Below are 16,407 nucleotides of genomic sequence, written 5' to 3' on the forward strand. Positions count from 1 at the left end.
TCACTATAAAATGTACCATTTTTTGCATAAAATATACGCTCAATTTAAAGGCAAAATAGGTAATTTAGTGGGCTATGAGAAAAATTCTACAAATTATTTTTTTGCTTATTGTTTTATTATCCGTTAGTGTTAAGGCACAGGATAATAAGCACCTATTGCAGCAACTGCAAAAGCAAAAAAATAATTCCGAAAAGATAACTACTTTACAGGAATTAAGCGATTATTACATAGCTAAGCCCGGAGATACCAAAGCCGATATTGATAGTGCTTTTTATTATACTAATCAGGCACAAAAAATAAGTAGCGGGCTAAAATATAAAAGGGGAGAAAGCTATAGCAACGTACTGTATGCCAAAATTTATAAAAAAAAACACCAGAATGAGAAGGCACTAACCTTTGCCCAAAAGGGACTGGATTTGGCTATCGCCAACAACGATTATGATATTCAGGGCGATGCCTATATTGAATTGTACGACCTTACTAACTGGTATACCGAACTGGATAAAAAAACCGATTACATTGAAAAAGCTTTAGAGGCCTACAAAAAAAAGAGTACTAAAGAACAGTTGGCCTTTATTTTAATTACCACAGCAGAACATTATAACTATTTGGGAGACAACCCCAAAGCAATAGACCTGGCTAACCAGTCGCTTAAAATTTACCGGTCTATAGGGCATAAAGATATGGTTAATGTCTACAGGGCATTAGGCAATGTATATTCCAGTACCGGGCAGTATAAAAAGGCTGTTGAATATTTATTGCTCGCGGCTAAATATGGCGAAGAAAAGAATAACCTGCACGACCAGCTTAGCTTTATTTACAATCAGTTAGCTGCGGTGTACCACCATTTACACGAAGATAAACTGTCGTATGCTTACCTTTCAAAATCGTTAGAGCATGCCCTTGCAATAAAAAATATAGAGCTTATTTATACGGTTACTAACAACATGGTAGTAAGCCTTATAAACGAAAAAAAATATGCTAAGGCAGAGAGGTTCCTTAACAGCATTTACAGTAAATACAAACCCATAAATTTAATAGATGTTGTTACTGTAAAAACTTGCTACTTAATTCTGTATACAAATCTCTCTAAATTTGACAGGGCACAAGTGTATAGCAATCAATTGACTGATATTATTAAAAATAAGGAGAGCGATATAATGCCCCATATAATTTTTAATGCTAACATGGCAATTGCCCGCATGTATCTTGCAAAAGGAAATTATGATACCGCTAAACAATACCTCTCTAAAAATTTAAAAAACATAGACCAGTCGGTTGGGTTTGCCAACAAAAAAAGTACCTATACCGTTGCGTATCAAATAGATTCGGCACAGGGCAATTATAAAGAGGCTATAGAATATCTAAAAAAAGTAAAAACGCAGGACGATTCGCTCTTTAACATCGATAAAAACAAAGAAATATCGCAACTGCAAATTGCTTACGAAACCGAACAAAAAGACAAAGATATATTGCTTAAAAATCAAAATATTAAGCTTTTGGCTAAAGAGGGCGAGCTTCAAAAACAAAAAACGTATGAGGCAAATAAGTCTAAAAACATATTTTTAGGGGGTACTATATTACTGCTTATTACAGTTGGCGCCATCTATTTAGCGTATAGAAATAAAATTAAGGTAAACAGGCTGTTACGATCGCAACAGGTAGAAATTAGCCTTAAAAACAACACCCTTAACCATTTATTGGAAGAGAAAGAGTGGTTGTTAAAAGAAATTCACCACCGGGTTAAAAACAACCTGCAAATAGTTATGAGCCTTTTAAACAGCCAGTCGGTTTATTTAAAAGATGCAACAGCAGTTACCGCCATAAAAGACAGTCAACGCAGGGTGCACAGTATGTCGCTTATCCATCAAAAGCTGTATCAGTCAGATAATCTTTCGGCTATAGCCATGCCTACTTATATACACGAGTTGGTGGCCTATTTAAAAGACAGTTTTGATACCGGCTACATTCAGTTTAAAGTAACGGTAGACGATGTTTTATTAGATGTTTCTCAGGCGGTTCCTATTGGCCTGATATTGAATGAGGCAATAACCAATGCCATAAAATATGCGTTTACTAATGGTCAGGATGGTACGATTGCAATAACTTTGCAAGAAAAAGAACCCAATTATTTTGAGATGTTTATAACAGATAACGGCAAAGGCATTGACCGCGATTTTGATGCCGAGAATTCTAATTCGCTTGGCATGAGCCTTATGCAGGGCCTTACCGGCGATTTAAACGGAACGTTCTCTATTATTAATAATAACGGTACGGTTATAAAGATTAATTTTAAGCGTGATTTGCGCCGCAAGCCGGTACTGTAATTTAAATTTTGTGAGTTATGAATGAAAAAGTACTGATAGTAGAAGACCAGTTTGTAGAAGCTAACGACCTTAAGCTGATGCTGCTTAGCGCAGGATATAAAGTGTGCGGCATAGCGCGCGATGTTGATACCGCCCTTGCAATGGTTAAAAAAGAGCAGCCCACACTGGTACTTGTAGATATTTTTTTGCAGGGCCCTGCTACAGGTATAGACCTTGCCCGCACGTTACAGCAAATGGGCATTGCCTTTATTTATACATCGGCTAACTCCAACCGCGAGGTTTTAGAGGCTGCTAAGCAAACCGAACCTTACGGCTTTTTAGTAAAGCCCTACAGGGAAAAAGACCTTTTGGTTACCTTAGAAATTGCCCGCTACAGGCACGAGAATGGTGCCGAGGCCAACTTTAAAAAGGAAGCCGAGTTTCAGAAACAGTTAAATACGATTGCGCAGGCAGAGGCAGAGCCACAGCAAAGGCTATTGCAAATTGCCAGGGCCATACAGGCGTATATTCCCTTCGATTTTTTATACAGCTATTTAGATAGTGATGCAGCAATGCAGCAGGATGCAGGCTTTTTGCGTATTGGTTTTAACGAATACCAATCGCTTGGGCTGGAGCAGGTACAGATAATTACCAACCTGAAGTTATCGGAGCTTCAAAACTATAAAAGAAATACACCACAAGGCAAAGAGGTTGTGTTTTATGCCAATAACGATTTTAAGACCATTATAAAGCAACAGGGCCTGGCAGCATTGTTTGCCGCTACTTTTAGTATGCAGGGGCATTTGGCCCTGCCGGTTTTTTTACCCGATGGCCGCGTTTATAACCTATTGTTTTTTAGCAGGCGCGCCGATGCTTATAACACATCGCACATTCCGCTGGCAGAGCGTTTGCAAAATTCGCTGGCTACGGCATTGGCAAAAGTGGCAAGTCCTGTAAAGGCCGCGCAATCTGAAGTTGTTGCTTCATCAGAAAAAGAAATACCTGCCACCAAAAAGCCGGAAGCTACTGCTTTTGAAGGTATTATAGGCAACAGCCATTTGTTGCTGAATGTGTTTGATTATATTACGCAGGTAGCACCAGTAGATACATCGGTACTTGTACTTGGCGAAAGCGGTACAGGTAAAGAGCGTATTGCCAGTTGCATACATAATTTATCGCCCAGAAAAAAACAGCCACTTATTAAAATTAACTGTGCGGCTTTGCCCGCCAATTTAATTGAGTCGGAGCTTTTTGGGCACGAAAAAGGTGCTTTTACCGGAGCTACCGAAAGGCGCATTGGCAAATTTGAACTGGCCGATAAGGGCACGTTATTTTTAGATGAGATTGGCGAATTGCCGTTGGAACTACAGTCTAAGCTGCTTAGGGTGCTTCAGGAAAAAGAAATAGAACGAGTAGGGGGGCGTATGCCTATTAAGGTAGATGTGCGCATTATAGCGGCTACTAACCGTAATTTAGAGAAAGAAGTTGGCGAAGGCCGCTTTAGGCTCGACCTGTATTACAGGCTTAATATTTTCCCGATACAAATACCGGCATTGCGCGACCGCCTGGACGATTTGCCCATGCTTATAGACCACTTTATTGAGCAGTACAATAAAAAGTCGGGTAAAAAGGTTACCGGGGTATCGGCAAAAGTGTTGCAGCAATTTATGGCCTACAGCTGGCCGGGCAACATACGCGAGCTCGAAAACCTTATTGAAAGGAGTATACTGCTCGCTAAAGAAAGTACCATTAAAGAGGTAACTATGCCTAACTTCAATACTAATCAGCCACTTGCAGGCACGGGCTATGTGCCTGTAATGAGTTATCAGCAAAACGAGAGGGGCCACATTATAGAGGTGCTAAAAAAATGCAAGGGTAAAATTTGGGGCGTTGGTGGTGCGGCCGAATTGCTGGATATGCCACCCACCACCCTAAATTCTAAAATGAAAAAGCTCGACATTAAGCGCAAAGATTTTAAAACCGCAGATAGCACCACCGAATAATCATTTATATAAGACACAAAGCCCTGCATTTACAGGGCTTTTATAGTTTTTAGGCAGTATGAGAATTGGCTTTAAGGCCTGATTTCAGACAGTTTAATATCCGGCTGTAGTACTTTGTGGTCTTTCTCTACCACAATAGATTTAGCAACCATAAAAGTTGCGGTTTGCTTAATATTGCGCGATGATGTAGCTGCTTTTACGGTGTAGCTTCCGGCATCCGCAATCCATTCCGAGCTATCGGTGTGGTAAGATGCTAAGTCGGCCTGGGTAAGTGTAAAGGTCAGTACCTGGGTTTCGCCCGGCTGTAGTAGCTTGGTTTTGCCAAAGGCTTTAAGTTCCTGTTCGGGTTTATCTATGGTTTGCGTTGGGGCCCTTACGTAGATCTGTACCACCTCTTTACCGGCTACTTTGCCCGTGTTTTTAACTGTTACGGTTACTGTTACTTTATCTTTAAACGTAGCCGAACTAAGCTTTAAGTTACTCACATCAAAACTGGTGTACGATAGTCCGTAACCAAACTCATACATTGGCTTTACTTTAAAGCTGTCGTAGTAGCGGTAGCCCACATAAATACCTTCCTCATACAACACCTGTGCAGGTTTTTCGGCCGGTGTGCCCGGAAAATTCTTTGCCGAAGGCACATCTTCATACTTTGCAGGAAAGGTAGTTGCCAGCTTACCCGATGGGTTAACCCTGCCGCTAAGCACATCGGCAATAGCAAGGCCTGCTTCCTGACCCGGTTGCCAGGCCAGTAATATAGCATCGGCATTATCCTGCCAGTCGTTCATATCTATAACACCGCCAATATTTAGCACTGCAATTACCTTTTTGCCTTTGGTATGAAAAGCATCGGCAATTTTTTTGAATTCCAGTTTTTCATCCGCCGTAAGCGTATAATTGTTCGCAACATTACGGTCGTGCCCCTCGCCGGAATTTCTTGCTATAGTTACCACGGCAATATCATTACTTACAGATGCATTGGCAATAAGGGCATCAGTAAGTATGGGTTTATCGTTATTAGCCCCCGTGTAAGCGTTCTTTATGTTCTGGTCTACCGTATATCCCGCTTTTACAAGTCCGTCGTACACGTTAACCGTATAAGCCTTATTTACCTCTCCGCTGCCCGTACCACCGGGAATGGTATTGTAGGTACCACTGCCAAAAGCCGCAATGGACTTGACTTTTTTAGGCAGGGGCAGGGCTTCGGAGTTGTTTTTAAGCAATACCATACCCTCGGTTGCTGCTTTGCGGGCAATTTCGGCATGGGCTTTCAGGTCGGGTTTATTGCTGTACTTGTATTTTTTAAACGATGGCGACTTTACAATAATATTCAGCATGTGCTCTACATTCTGGTCGAGCACTTTCATGCTAAGCGAATCGTGTTTTACGGCACTTATAAGCGTAGCTATCTGGTCGGGCCTGCCGGGCATAATAAGGTCGTTACCGGCATTCATTTCGGCAATCCAGTCGTAACCACCACCCCAGTCGGTCATCACAAAGCCTTTAAACTTCCATTCGTCGCGAAGTACTGTCGTAAGCAGGTCTTTTCTTTGGGCGGTGTACACCCCGTTTACCCTGTTGTAAGACGACATCACCGTCCACGGATTAGCATCGGCAATAGCAATCTGAAAAGGCTTAAGATAGATTTCGCGCAATGTTCTTTCGCTAACGGTAGAGCTAACGTAGTTGCGGTTGCTTTCCTGATTGTTGGCCACAAAATGTTTGATTGATGTGCCCACACCGTTAGACTGAATGCCGTTTATAATAGCGCCTGCAATTTTACCGGCTACTAAAGGATCTTCCGAATAATATTCAAAATTGCGCCCATTTAGCGGGTTACGATGAATGTTTACACCCGGCGCCAGCAATATGTCTACCCCATACTCTTTAACCTCGTTGCCAAAAGCGCGGCCTACAGCCTCCACCAGTTCGGTATCCCAAGTAGAAGCCAGTAAGGTACCGACAGGGAAAGCCGTGGCATAGTAGGTATTGGCATCATCTTTCCGCGTAGGCGATACACGTACGCCGGCAGGGCCATCGGCCATAACTAAAGAGGGTATGCCCAAACGGGCTATTTCGGCGGTGTTACCGGCCGCTCCGGGCACTTTGGTCTCTGTATAGCCAATCATGGGTGGTTCGGGCACCCAACCGTTGCTAATGCCCTCTCCGGGCGGCTTAGGCTTGGGTGCGCGGCCTGTGCCCACTAAAAGTTGTACTTTTTCTTCGAGCGTCATGGCGGCAATAACCTCTTTAATGGTATTGGTGCCAAGTTGCGGTGTTTTGCTTTGCGCTTTTAAAGATGGCGTAGCCGCACACAGCGCAAGCAGCAGTACCCCTGCGGGATACTTTTTGAATGCATTCATAAAAATAAAGATTGTTGATTAATAAAATGGATGTGGATGGAAAAGTGTATTCTTAATATGGGGGTGTTATCATAATGTAATTTTATTTGGATAGATGTTTTGGATAACACAAAGCTACTATTTAATAACGTAATATAGTTTAGCAGGCTAAGATATTACGTACAATTAAATTACTTTTTTTGGAGGAGAAAGAGTGGGGGAGAAAGCTATGTAAAACAGATTGTTTTATACTGCCAATAAAATTAAAAAGCCCTTTGAGCGTATCAAAGGGCTTAGTATTTTGTGAACCTTATTTTTTTGATTCTTCTACAGAAACTTTTCTAAAGTCTTTAAGCAGTTTGCTTAGTTCTAAAGCTGATTTACGAGCCCTTGTTCCGGCAGCTTTGTTGCCTTTTTCAATGTGCAGGTCGCTTTCTGTTTTAAATGTTTCAATCTCGGCGTTAATTTGAGCAAATAATTCTTTCATGGTATGCAATATTTAAATTAGCCGGCAAAAATAGAGGTTTGAACGTGATATGAAAATATTTTATTTTAAAATTAGCATTTTTGTGCTAAAAATCTTTCTGTTTTAGGTTTGTAAGGGATGATAAGCAGTGTTTGCACCTCTGTAGACTACTTATTTTGCTGCCTTCACAATATTTATCATCACATATTATAAGATAACAAACCGGTTTAATTTTAGCTCAGGCCATATTTATCTATTAGTGGCTGGCTTCCTTCCGGATAATACGTAAGCCCGAATTTTTTATCCAATGCTACTACACGTTTTGTAATTCCCGGTTCATTAAACAATATGTTGCGTTTTATAACTTCGGTTATAATTTAATGGTAGAGTTCTTCTAAATAATCTTCAAAGTTTTGGTTAAAGTACATATCTATAAGCCGTAAATTTTCGTTTCCTGAATCAAATTCAGACGTTGTTTGTATTAAAATTTTATTTAAGTCTCAGTCCCATATTGTACTGCAGCTTTAAGTACATCAACGTTTATATCTTTTAGGGTTTTAAACTTAATACAATAACCGGTTACGCTGGCTTTGCCTATTTCTTTAGTAAATGTCTGAGCTAAATACGCCTTATCTTCAATACCAAGGATGTATATTGAGATTCCGGTTTTGTTGGCGCTCAGGCCAATTTTAAAAAGCTCCCGGGTTTTTCCGTTAGCATATTTCATAACCTGAAATCCATAGCCTATGGTGGGGTTGCTAACTGTTTTGTTTTCGTTGTTTATACCGTTATCAAACCATAATTTGCCGCCTGCTACTACATTAAGTATAAGCTTATGTAGTAGCTGCATATCAACACTTTTTGGCTCGGGAAGGCCGGCAATGTAGTTTTGTATTTGTTCTTCTATGCTCATATAAATTGTAGTTGCAGTAGCTTTTCAAATTTCGCCTAATTTAATGAGGCACAGGTATTGAATCCAAACCAATACTATTGTATAAAATACCTGTTGTTTAACAACCATTGTTTTTCTTGGTTAGCCAATTCTGTACTATGAGAATTAGTATACCTCATAATGATCTCAATACATTCTGCTTTCAATTCTGAATCAGGGTTTCCATGCTCTAAAATCATATGTGCAGTCCAAAGGTTAACCAGGTATTGGTATTCCTGAAAGAAGTTTTTATACTCATCTATTTTACTACCAGCAAAATATTCTTGTGCAATTTCGATGATTCTAACATAGTTAGGATTAGAATAGTTTTGGTTATTAGATGGCGTTATTCCTCTCAAATAGTTATCCCTGCATAAAAATAGATATTCTGTTCCAATATTGCTCATAACTTAAATTTAGCCAAGATAACTTTTGGTGCAAAAGATAGTAAAACAAAAAAACCACCCGGTTACGGATGGTTTAAACTTTTAGTGATCACACCAGGATTCGAACCTGGGACCGCCTGCTTAGAAGGCAGGTGCTCTATCCAGCTGAGCTATGTGACCCCTTACGATCACTTTACGTGAACATTATTTGTCGGGGTGGCAGGATTCGAACCTGCGACCTCCTGGTCCCAAACCAGGCGCGATGACCGGGCTACGCTACACCCCGAAAACAGCGGAGAGACAGGGACTCGAACCCTGGCGACGTTTGCACGTCGACAGATTAGCAATCTGCTCCGTTACCACTCCGGCACCTCTCCTGCTTTTGCTCTAAAGAAATTAACCCTTTTTTGCGGTTGCAAATGTAGCTTTTTTATTTAGTTATTTGCAACTATTTTAGAAGGTTTTTTTATTTTTTTTCTGCATTTTTTTGAAAGTAATTAACAGTCAGGCACCTGCAGCATTAAATTTGTTTAAATTATTTTATGCACTTAAGTGTCTTTATAAAATAGGTCTCGGGCTCATATTTTTGCCCCATAGCCTCGCTTTGCAGGTCCTTTTTTATTATATAGTCCACCGTTTCAGTAGCATACTTAACTCGTATGAATGATATTTGCGACTTTTCAAGCTCTTCTAACGATCCTTTTGTAAATAAAAACATTCCGGTAAGCACACGTATGTTATTTTTCTCGTTATTGTCGTACATCAGGCCGGCGCACTGGTCTTCGGTAGCACTTAAAAGGGTAATAATTTTGCCATTATTAAGCTGCAGGTACACTTTAGAGGCTGCATCAAGGCAATATTGCTGCGGAAAATCTTTGCTTTTAGACAGTAACTGAAAGTTTAATATGGGCGTACCCTGGCTTTTGCTAAGAGAAAAGAACAAAAACTGAGAGGTACCGGCAAATACCTTTTCGTACATTAAATAATCTTTGGTGGTTTTAAGTTCTTCTCCGGGGGTAGCATCCTCCACACTATATTGGCAGTCTTGTGCCGTTGCCATTAAAGAAAAAGCCAACATTAGGGCTAAAAAAAGTTGTTTCATTACAGTAAGTATAAAAAAATCAGGTTATTTATATAGCGTTGGCTATATGCCGCCAAATATAAATAAAATTACAGGACTATATGGATGTAGTAAATTTTTATACATAAATAAACGAACATTCATTTATAATAGTATCTTTGCACAAAATAATACTATGCGCACACGGGATACTGATAAAGAAAAACTGGTTATTGCAAAAGCAATAGAGCAAATTGTGCAGGATGGTTTTCAGGGGTTTAGCATGAATAAGCTTGCCAAAGCCTGCAACATATCGGTCGCCACATTGTACATTTATTACCAGGACAAAGACGACCTTATTATGAAGATAGGCGAGGAGATTGGCGTTGACTTCTTTGCATCTACAGTAAAAGATTTTTCGCCAGAGATGCCTTTTGAAGAAGGGTTATGGAAACAGTGGCAAAACCGCGCTGCCTTTGCATTGGAGTTTCCGCTACAGGTAGCCTGCTTTGAGGTTATTAAGCATTCGCCGTACCGCGACCAGATAATGCAGTCGGGACTCTTAGCCGATTTTAAAGTAATGATGCGGCAGTTTATAGATAATGCTTTAAACAATAAGCAATTAGTACCCATGTCTTTCGAGGTTTTCTGGAGTGTTGCCTACGGGCCGCTGTATACATTGCTCAACTTTCACCGCGAAGGCAAAAGCATGGGAGGTAAGACCTTTACGCTTACGCCCGATATGATGGAGGAGGCGTTTAATGCCACCATTAAAGCCCTAAAACCATAATATATCCAACTATGGAAACTACTACCCAACTCTATATTTTTAAAACCGATATAGGCCCACTTTGCGCTAATTGCGAAGTACATAAAACCTTAAGCACCCATGCCGAAATACAGGAGTGGAGCATAGATACCGATGATGTAGATTGTGTGCTGCGTGTAGCAAGCGCTACGCTTACGCCGCAATCTATAATTGCGCTTATCAATGCTTTGGGCCACCAATGCCACGAACTATAAACAGGGGTTCAGTCATCAATCAAAATCAAATCAACCAAAATCATCAATCAAAAAACCGAATGGAACCTACCGCTAAAGCAGCCCCATTTACATTACATCAAAAAATAATAATTGCCATACTGGCGCTATTGCAATTTACTGTTATACTGGATTTTATAATCATATCTCCATTGGGCGATATCCTTATGAAAAACCTGAATATGAGCACCGCCAACTTTGGCTATGCCGTATCGGCCTATGCTTTTAGTGCGGGTACATCGGGACTTTTGGCAGCGGGCTTTGCCGATAAATTCGACCGTAAAAAACTGCTTATCTTTTTTTACACTGGCTTTATAATAGGCACCGTTTTATGCGCCCTTTCTACCAGCTACTGGATGCTGCTTTCGGCACGTATTTTTACCGGGTTGTTTGGTGGGGTAATCGGGTCGGTTTCGCTGGCTATTGTGACCGATTTGTTTTTAATACAGCAGCGTGGCCGCGTTATGGGTTTTATACAAATGGCCTTTGCCACCAGCCAGATACTGGGTATACCCTTAGGCCTGTATTTTACCAACCTATGGGGCTGGCATTCGGCTTTTTTAATGATAGCAGTACTGGGCGTACTCATACTTATTGCCATTGTTACTAAAATGCAGCCGGTTAATAAACACCTTGAATTACAGTTAGATAAAAGCCCGTTCCTGCACCTTTGGCATACGCTTAGCAACAAGCAGTACCAAATTGGCTTTGCGGCCATTGCGCTGCTAAGTGTGGGCGGATTTATGCTACAGCCCTTTGGCAGTGCTTACCTGGTTAACAACATTGGCATGACGCACGAGCAGCTGCCCCTTATATTTTTCTTTACAGGAATATCGGTACTAATTATAATGCCATTGGTAGGTAAGCTGAGCGACAGGGTTAGCAAGTTCTGGCTGTTTGCGGCCGGGTCGCTTATTTCTATTGTTATGATTTTGATATACACTAATATAAACCCCATACCGCTATGGCAGGTAGTAGCCATTAATATGGTTATGTTTATGGGTATTATGAGCCGGATGATTCCCGCAACAACCCTAAACACGGGTATCCCTGAGATGAAAGACCGTGGGGCGTATATGGCAATAACATCATCGCTTCAGCAAATTGCGGGCGGTATTGCAGCGGTTTGTGCCGGTTATATAGTGCACCAGTCTACCAAGACCAGTCCCCTCGAAAATTACAATATACTGGGCTATGTAATTGCAGCCGTAACGCTTTGCTCGGTATTTTTAATCCGCAGGGTGGCGCAACTGGTAAAATCTAAAGTTGCTGAGCCTGTATTGGTTACAGAATAAGGTATCGTTATCGTATTATGTCGTAAAATTGATTAGATTTGAGTTCCAAAAAACACAAATCTAACTTTTTATGATCGCTAAATATTTAATCATTCCGGTGCTGGTTTGCACGGGCATCGGCGTAAGCCTTACTTTAGAGGCAAATGATGGCTACTGCGCAGTAACGGATGTACACCAGCCATCTGCCACAGCAACACCTGCCGAGAACTATGCCAACTATTGCAGCGGCTGCCACGGCGAAAAAATGGACGCGTTTACCGACAGGCAATGGAAACACGGCAACAGCCTTAAAGATTTAATGAAGGCTATTAAAAATGGCTACGCAAACGAGGGTATGCCGGCTTTTGCCAAAACATTTACCGATGCCGAGATTAAAGAACTCTCTGAATATATACTAAAGGGCATTAAAAATGTAGAGGCCTACAATTTTGATGCTGTGCCGGTTAGCAGCACTTTTACAAGCGAAAAACTTACCGTAAAATTAGATACTATTGCAACAGGGCTTGATGTGCCGTGGGGTATGGCTTTTTTACCGGACGGAACAATGTTTGTTACCGAAAGGGGCGGCAAATTGTACCGTGTTAAAAACAAAAAGAAGCAGGAAATTACGGGTGTGCCCGAAGTGCTTGCCGAAGGCCAGGGCGGCTTGCTTGATGTTATTGTGCACCCTGATTTTGCTAACAACAGCTACATTTACCTTTCGTATTCCAAGCCTAAAAAAACTAATCAGGGCACCGTTGCCACAACTGCAGTTATACGCGCTAAAGTGGAAAGCAACAAGCTAATTGATAGTAAGATAATTTTCGAGGCACTGCCATATGCTCCAACGCGCCATCATTATGGCAGCCGCATGGTGTTCGATAAAAATGGTTACCTGTTTATATCGGTAGGCGAGCGCGGTAACGAAAGGCAGAACCCGCAGAGCCTGGATGATAACCAATTGGGTAAAATTCACCGTATTAAAGATGATGGATCGATACCGGCCGATAATCCGTTTAAAGATAAGGCCGGCAAACCTACCACGCTGTATTGCTATGGTAACCGCAACCCGCAGGGGCTTGCCATAAACCCCGATACCGGTGCGCTTTGGGAAAACGAACACGGCCCACGTGGCGGCGACGAGGTTAACATCATCGAACCCGGCAAAAACTACGGCTGGCCGCTTACCAGCTATGGCATTAACTACGATGGCAACACCATAACCGATAAAACTACGGCACCCGGCATACAAAACCCAGAGCTGTACTGGATACCGTCTATAGCGCCATCGGGCATGGCATTTTTAACTACAGATGTTTACAAACCCTGGAAAGGCGCTGTACTTGTAGGGTCGCTGCGGTTTAAATATTTAAACCTCTGCTACCTTGACGGCAACAAAATAGTAAAGCAGGAAAAGCTGCTTAAGAATATTGGCCGTGTAAGAGACGTTCGGCAGGGGCCGGATGGCTTTATATACGTAGCAGTAGAAAGTCCGGCTGCGGCTGTTTACAGGCTTGTGCCGGTAGAGTAGGGCTGTGATATTGAAGATTAAGTGCAGTCTCAGGTTCGATCTCTATATGACTCACAAAAACAAAACCCCTGTAAACACAATGCTTACAGGGGTTTATTTGTTTGAATAGGTGCTGTTTATGGAATCAGGTTCTCGTTACGAAGCTGTTCAAACAGGTCGTAAAAAGAGCCTTCGGTGTGCTGAAAAGCGGTAAAACCCAGCTTACGGCTTTTAGACATATCCGTCATTACCTCAATAGGGCGGCCAAGGTCAAGGTCGGTATGCCATGCGGATGCCAGTCGGTCTAAATTGGACTCGGCTAAATTATGGCGTTCGGCAATTTCCTTCCAAACCGCGGCATCATTAGCCATTTCTTCTTCAAGCGGATGTATGGTTCCATCAAAGCCAACAGCTTCAATACCAAAATGTTCGGCTATTTTATTCCACAGCCATTTCCACCTGAAAAAGTCGCCGTTAACAATGTTAAATGCCTCGTTACGTGCCGCATCGGTGGTAGAAGCCCAGATAAGTTGGCGTGCCAGCATCCTTGCATCGGTAACATCAGAGAGGCCGTTCCATTGCGCTTCAGATCCCGGCCAGCGGAACGGCCTGCCGGTTTCTTTACAAATGGTTGCGTAAACGGCCAGCGTGGTGCCCAGGTTCATTAAATTGCCCACAGCCTTGCCAATAACAGTGTGCGGGCGATGAATGCTCCATGTAAAGCCATCGCGGTCTGCGGCAGCATACACTTCGTCTTCCTGTGCGTAGTAAAAGTTCTCAATATCAAGGCGTGGCTGCTCTTCCCTAAGTGGGGTTTCGGGTAAAAAGCCTTCTTTGGCATAAGCCTCAAACGGACCCAAGTAATGTTTTAACCCGGTTACTAACGCCACGTGCTGCACTGATTTTTTTGCCGATAGCGCATTAAGCAAATTTCTAACCATCAGGCTGTTAACCCTAATATTTTCTGCCTCGGTATCGTTGCGCATCCAGCTGGTAATAAATATGTGGGTAGGGGCTATATTGTGTAGTGCCTTCTCTAAACTTTCGGGGTCTAAAAGGTTGGCGGCTACTGGTGTAAGGTTTTCTATATCCTGTTGTGGGTTCCTGGCAAGGCCGTAGGTGATCCAGCCTTTAGAAATAAGTTTTTGGGCAAGGTTGCTGCCTGTTATGCCGCTTGCGCCCACAACTAATGCTATTTTATCCATAATGCGAGTATTAAAATTTGTACTGCAAATTTCGGCAATGGATCTGGTGGAAAAAAGGATATTAGTCACGCCAAAAATGTGAGGTTTATCACATTAAAAGGTACTCATACGGCTCAGCGTTTCGCGCGAAATGCCAAGGTAAGAGGCTATTAACGCCTTTGGTACGCGGCTGAGTAAATCAGGGTACAGCTGCACAAACTGCGCGTACCGCTCTTCCGATTTCTGGCTCATAAGCGATAGTATCCTTTTTTGCAGGGCAATGTAACCGGCAGTGGTTTTCTTCATAAAAAAGTACTCCATTTTTTGCATTTCGGCGCACAGTTTTTCGCGGTTATCTATCGAGATAAAAAAGATATCGGTGTCTTCCAGGCAGTCGATATTTAGCGTAGCGTTTACTTTGTTATGATAGGCCTGCGGGTCTGATATCCACCAGTCTTCCATAGCAAATTGCAGTATGTGGGTCTTGCCTGCATCGTCTATATAAAACGATTTTAAAAGGCCTTTAACCACAAAATTATCGTTAGGGGCAGGGTTGTTGGCCTGTACCAAATACTGGTGCTTTTTGTAAGAGCGCGCTGTAAAGTGGCTCAGTACAAAGCTAAACTCATCATCAGTCAGTTTTACAATTTTCTCAATCTGCCTCCTTAAAATTTCTTCCATAATAACAATGTAAACCGTTGCGGTAAAGATACGATTATTAAGCTGTTACGCCTTACTGCACAGCAGCACAACCTTTTCGTTATCAATGTTTGTGGTAAAAAAAGCATAGGTATCGCCGCCATCTTTAATCTTCCATTTCTTCTGTAACTCGGTTACTGCCAACGGAAAATTGCGCACGGTTACATTCATCTTTTCACCTTCTATAAATTGCTTAATTTCAGACTTTTGATACGGAATGATGTTGTTGATAATGAATCGCCTCCCTGCAAAATCGATAAGCTCATCTGATGTATATAATTGCGAATGCTTGTGCAGTTTATTAATATTGTAATGACTGCTAACGGCATCAAACGCGCCCGATTTCATAATGGCACTGTTGGGTTCGTAGAGGTATTTTTTAGCGAGGCCGTAAGCGGCTTCGGCAGCATTATCATAGGTAGTTTCAAAAACCTCCTTGCCCTCTTTGGTAAGGTTAACAGCAAGCAGGGCAGGGGTGCCGGTAAAGCCTTTTTGTATGTGCCACAGCAACTCCTTAACCTCGTTATTAACGGCCACAATGTGTATCGCCTTAACCGAATGCAGCTCGGCCAATCCGGCAGTAAGATCCAGCAGCGGGGCCGTTTTTACAAGTACATTATTGGTATATTTAAAGTAGGTATCTAACAAATCGGGCACGCTGGGCAGACAGTCCTTCAGCATAAAAACCTTGCCTTTAACATCGCTGCGGCGCGATGGGTCGGCATAGATCCAGTCCCACTGCCTGTTGGTAAGTGTCAGTATATCATGGCTATCGCCGGGCAGGCACTCAATATTTTCCGCGCCAAGCGTTTTAAAATTATGGGCAGCAATGGCCGATAGCTCAATGTTCATTTCGCAGTGCGTAACGTGCTGCATTACCTTGCTAAAGTAATAATCGTCTATGCCAAAACCGCCGGTTAGGTCGATAAGGCATTCGCCCGAAACCAGTCCCGATTTATACTTTGCCGCCACCTCCGACGATGTTTGTTCGACGGAAATCTTGGACGGGTAGATAATATCCTCCGCTTCAAACCATGTAGGCAGCTTATCCTTAGCCTTTTGGCGTGCTGCTATCTGGTTAATAACATCGGTAAAGGGCACCTCCGGAAAAGGGTTCTTTTGCAATGCCAGTTGTGTAACGGCATCGGCAGTATGCTCGCGAATGTATTGCTGGATTTCGGGCTGTAATAATGTAGAAAGCAAAG

Annotated in this window: 14 protein-coding genes and 3 tRNA genes; 6 read left to right on the forward strand and 11 right to left on the reverse strand. The window is 42.2% G+C overall.

The window, feature by feature from the left end:
- Positions 1-74: 74 nt before the first annotated feature.
- Both G509_RS22930 and G509_RS0112930 read left to right on the forward strand, forming a co-directional pair.
- Positions 75-2,327 (forward strand): histidine kinase dimerization/phosphoacceptor domain -containing protein, encoded by a 2,253-nt coding sequence (locus G509_RS22930; RefSeq protein ID WP_051200208.1) that lies wholly within the window; start codon positions 75-77, stop codon positions 2,325-2,327.
- Between the two features lie 17 nt (positions 2,328-2,344).
- Entirely contained in the window at positions 2,345-4,309 is a 1,965-nt protein-coding gene (locus G509_RS0112930; protein ID WP_026991916.1) for a sigma 54-interacting transcriptional regulator, read from the forward strand.
- A 71-nt stretch (positions 4,310-4,380) separates the two neighbouring features.
- Here G509_RS0112930 and G509_RS22095 read toward each other — a convergent pair whose 3' ends face one another.
- The 8 genes from G509_RS22095 to G509_RS0112970 all read right to left on the reverse strand — a co-directional run bounded on the left by G509_RS22095 (position 4,381) and on the right by G509_RS0112970 (position 9,536).
- Entirely contained in the window at positions 4,381-6,672 is a 2,292-nt protein-coding gene (locus tag G509_RS22095; RefSeq protein ID WP_051200210.1) for a glycoside hydrolase family 3 C-terminal domain-containing protein, read from the reverse strand.
- A gap of 289 nt (positions 6,673-6,961) precedes the next feature.
- Positions 6,962-7,138 (reverse strand): histone H1, encoded by a 177-nt coding sequence (locus tag G509_RS0112940; protein ID WP_026991917.1) that lies wholly within the window; start codon positions 7,136-7,138, stop codon positions 6,962-6,964.
- A gap of 472 nt (positions 7,139-7,610) precedes the next feature.
- Positions 7,611-8,030: a DUF1801 domain-containing protein gene (locus tag G509_RS0112945; protein ID WP_026991918.1), complete on the reverse strand. Its 420-nt coding sequence runs from the start codon at positions 8,028-8,030 to the stop codon at positions 7,611-7,613.
- A 74-nt stretch (positions 8,031-8,104) separates the two neighbouring features.
- Positions 8,105-8,455 carry a hypothetical protein gene (locus G509_RS0112950; protein WP_026991919.1) on the reverse strand — a complete coding sequence of 117 codons (351 nt, stop codon included), beginning with the start codon at positions 8,453-8,455 and terminating at the stop codon, positions 8,105-8,107.
- Between the two features lie 85 nt (positions 8,456-8,540).
- Positions 8,541-8,614: transfer RNA gene (locus G509_RS0112955), tRNA-Arg, on the reverse strand.
- Positions 8,615-8,645: 31 nt separating this feature from the next.
- Positions 8,646-8,720, reverse strand: a tRNA-Pro gene (locus tag G509_RS0112960).
- A 7-nt stretch (positions 8,721-8,727) separates the two neighbouring features.
- Positions 8,728-8,811, reverse strand: a tRNA-Ser gene (locus G509_RS0112965).
- Positions 8,812-8,969: 158 nt separating this feature from the next.
- Positions 8,970-9,536 (reverse strand): hypothetical protein, encoded by a 567-nt coding sequence (locus G509_RS0112970; protein ID WP_026991920.1) that lies wholly within the window; start codon positions 9,534-9,536, stop codon positions 8,970-8,972.
- Positions 9,537-9,690: 154 nt separating this feature from the next.
- Here G509_RS0112970 and G509_RS0112975 point away from each other — a divergent pair, with 154 nt between their 5' ends.
- The 4 genes from G509_RS0112975 to G509_RS0112990 all read left to right on the forward strand — a co-directional run bounded on the left by G509_RS0112975 (position 9,691) and on the right by G509_RS0112990 (position 13,340).
- Positions 9,691-10,284 (forward strand): TetR/AcrR family transcriptional regulator, encoded by a 594-nt coding sequence (locus G509_RS0112975; protein ID WP_026991921.1) that lies wholly within the window; start codon positions 9,691-9,693, stop codon positions 10,282-10,284.
- 11 nt (positions 10,285-10,295) lie between these two features.
- A complete protein-coding gene (locus G509_RS0112980) occupies positions 10,296-10,517 on the forward strand; it encodes a hypothetical protein (protein WP_026991922.1) in 222 nt (73 codons plus the stop codon).
- Positions 10,502-11,830 (forward strand): MFS transporter, encoded by a 1,329-nt coding sequence (locus G509_RS0112985; protein WP_081663307.1) that lies wholly within the window; start codon positions 10,502-10,504, stop codon positions 11,828-11,830. The genes G509_RS0112980 and G509_RS0112985 overlap by 16 nt, the downstream gene beginning before the upstream one ends.
- A gap of 70 nt (positions 11,831-11,900) precedes the next feature.
- Complete coding sequence (locus G509_RS0112990) at positions 11,901-13,340, forward strand: PQQ-dependent sugar dehydrogenase (protein ID WP_117590874.1); 1,440 nt, start codon at positions 11,901-11,903, stop codon at positions 13,338-13,340.
- Positions 13,341-13,456: 116 nt separating this feature from the next.
- On the opposite strand, the gene G509_RS0112995 is transcribed toward G509_RS0112990, so the two are convergent.
- The 3 genes from G509_RS0112995 to G509_RS0113005 form a co-directional block, all read right to left on the reverse strand.
- The gene (locus tag G509_RS0112995) at positions 13,457-14,524 is read right to left on the reverse strand and encodes an SDR family oxidoreductase (RefSeq protein WP_026991925.1); all 1,068 of its coding nucleotides are present in this window, start codon (positions 14,522-14,524) and stop codon (positions 13,457-13,459) included.
- A gap of 93 nt (positions 14,525-14,617) precedes the next feature.
- Positions 14,618-15,184, reverse strand: coding sequence for a Crp/Fnr family transcriptional regulator (locus G509_RS0113000; RefSeq protein ID WP_026991926.1), 567 nt, complete (start codon positions 15,182-15,184; stop codon positions 14,618-14,620).
- 45 nt (positions 15,185-15,229) lie between these two features.
- On the reverse strand, positions 15,230-16,405 hold the full coding sequence (locus G509_RS0113005) for a THUMP-like domain-containing protein (protein WP_026991927.1): 1,176 nt from the start codon (positions 16,403-16,405) through the stop codon (positions 15,230-15,232).
- Positions 16,406-16,407: the final 2 nt, after the last annotated feature.

Origin of the sequence: Flavobacterium subsaxonicum WB 4.1-42 = DSM 21790 (assembly GCF_000422725.1) — a bacterium.
GTDB classification, from domain to species: Bacteria; Bacteroidota; Bacteroidia; order Flavobacteriales; family Flavobacteriaceae; genus Flavobacterium; species Flavobacterium subsaxonicum.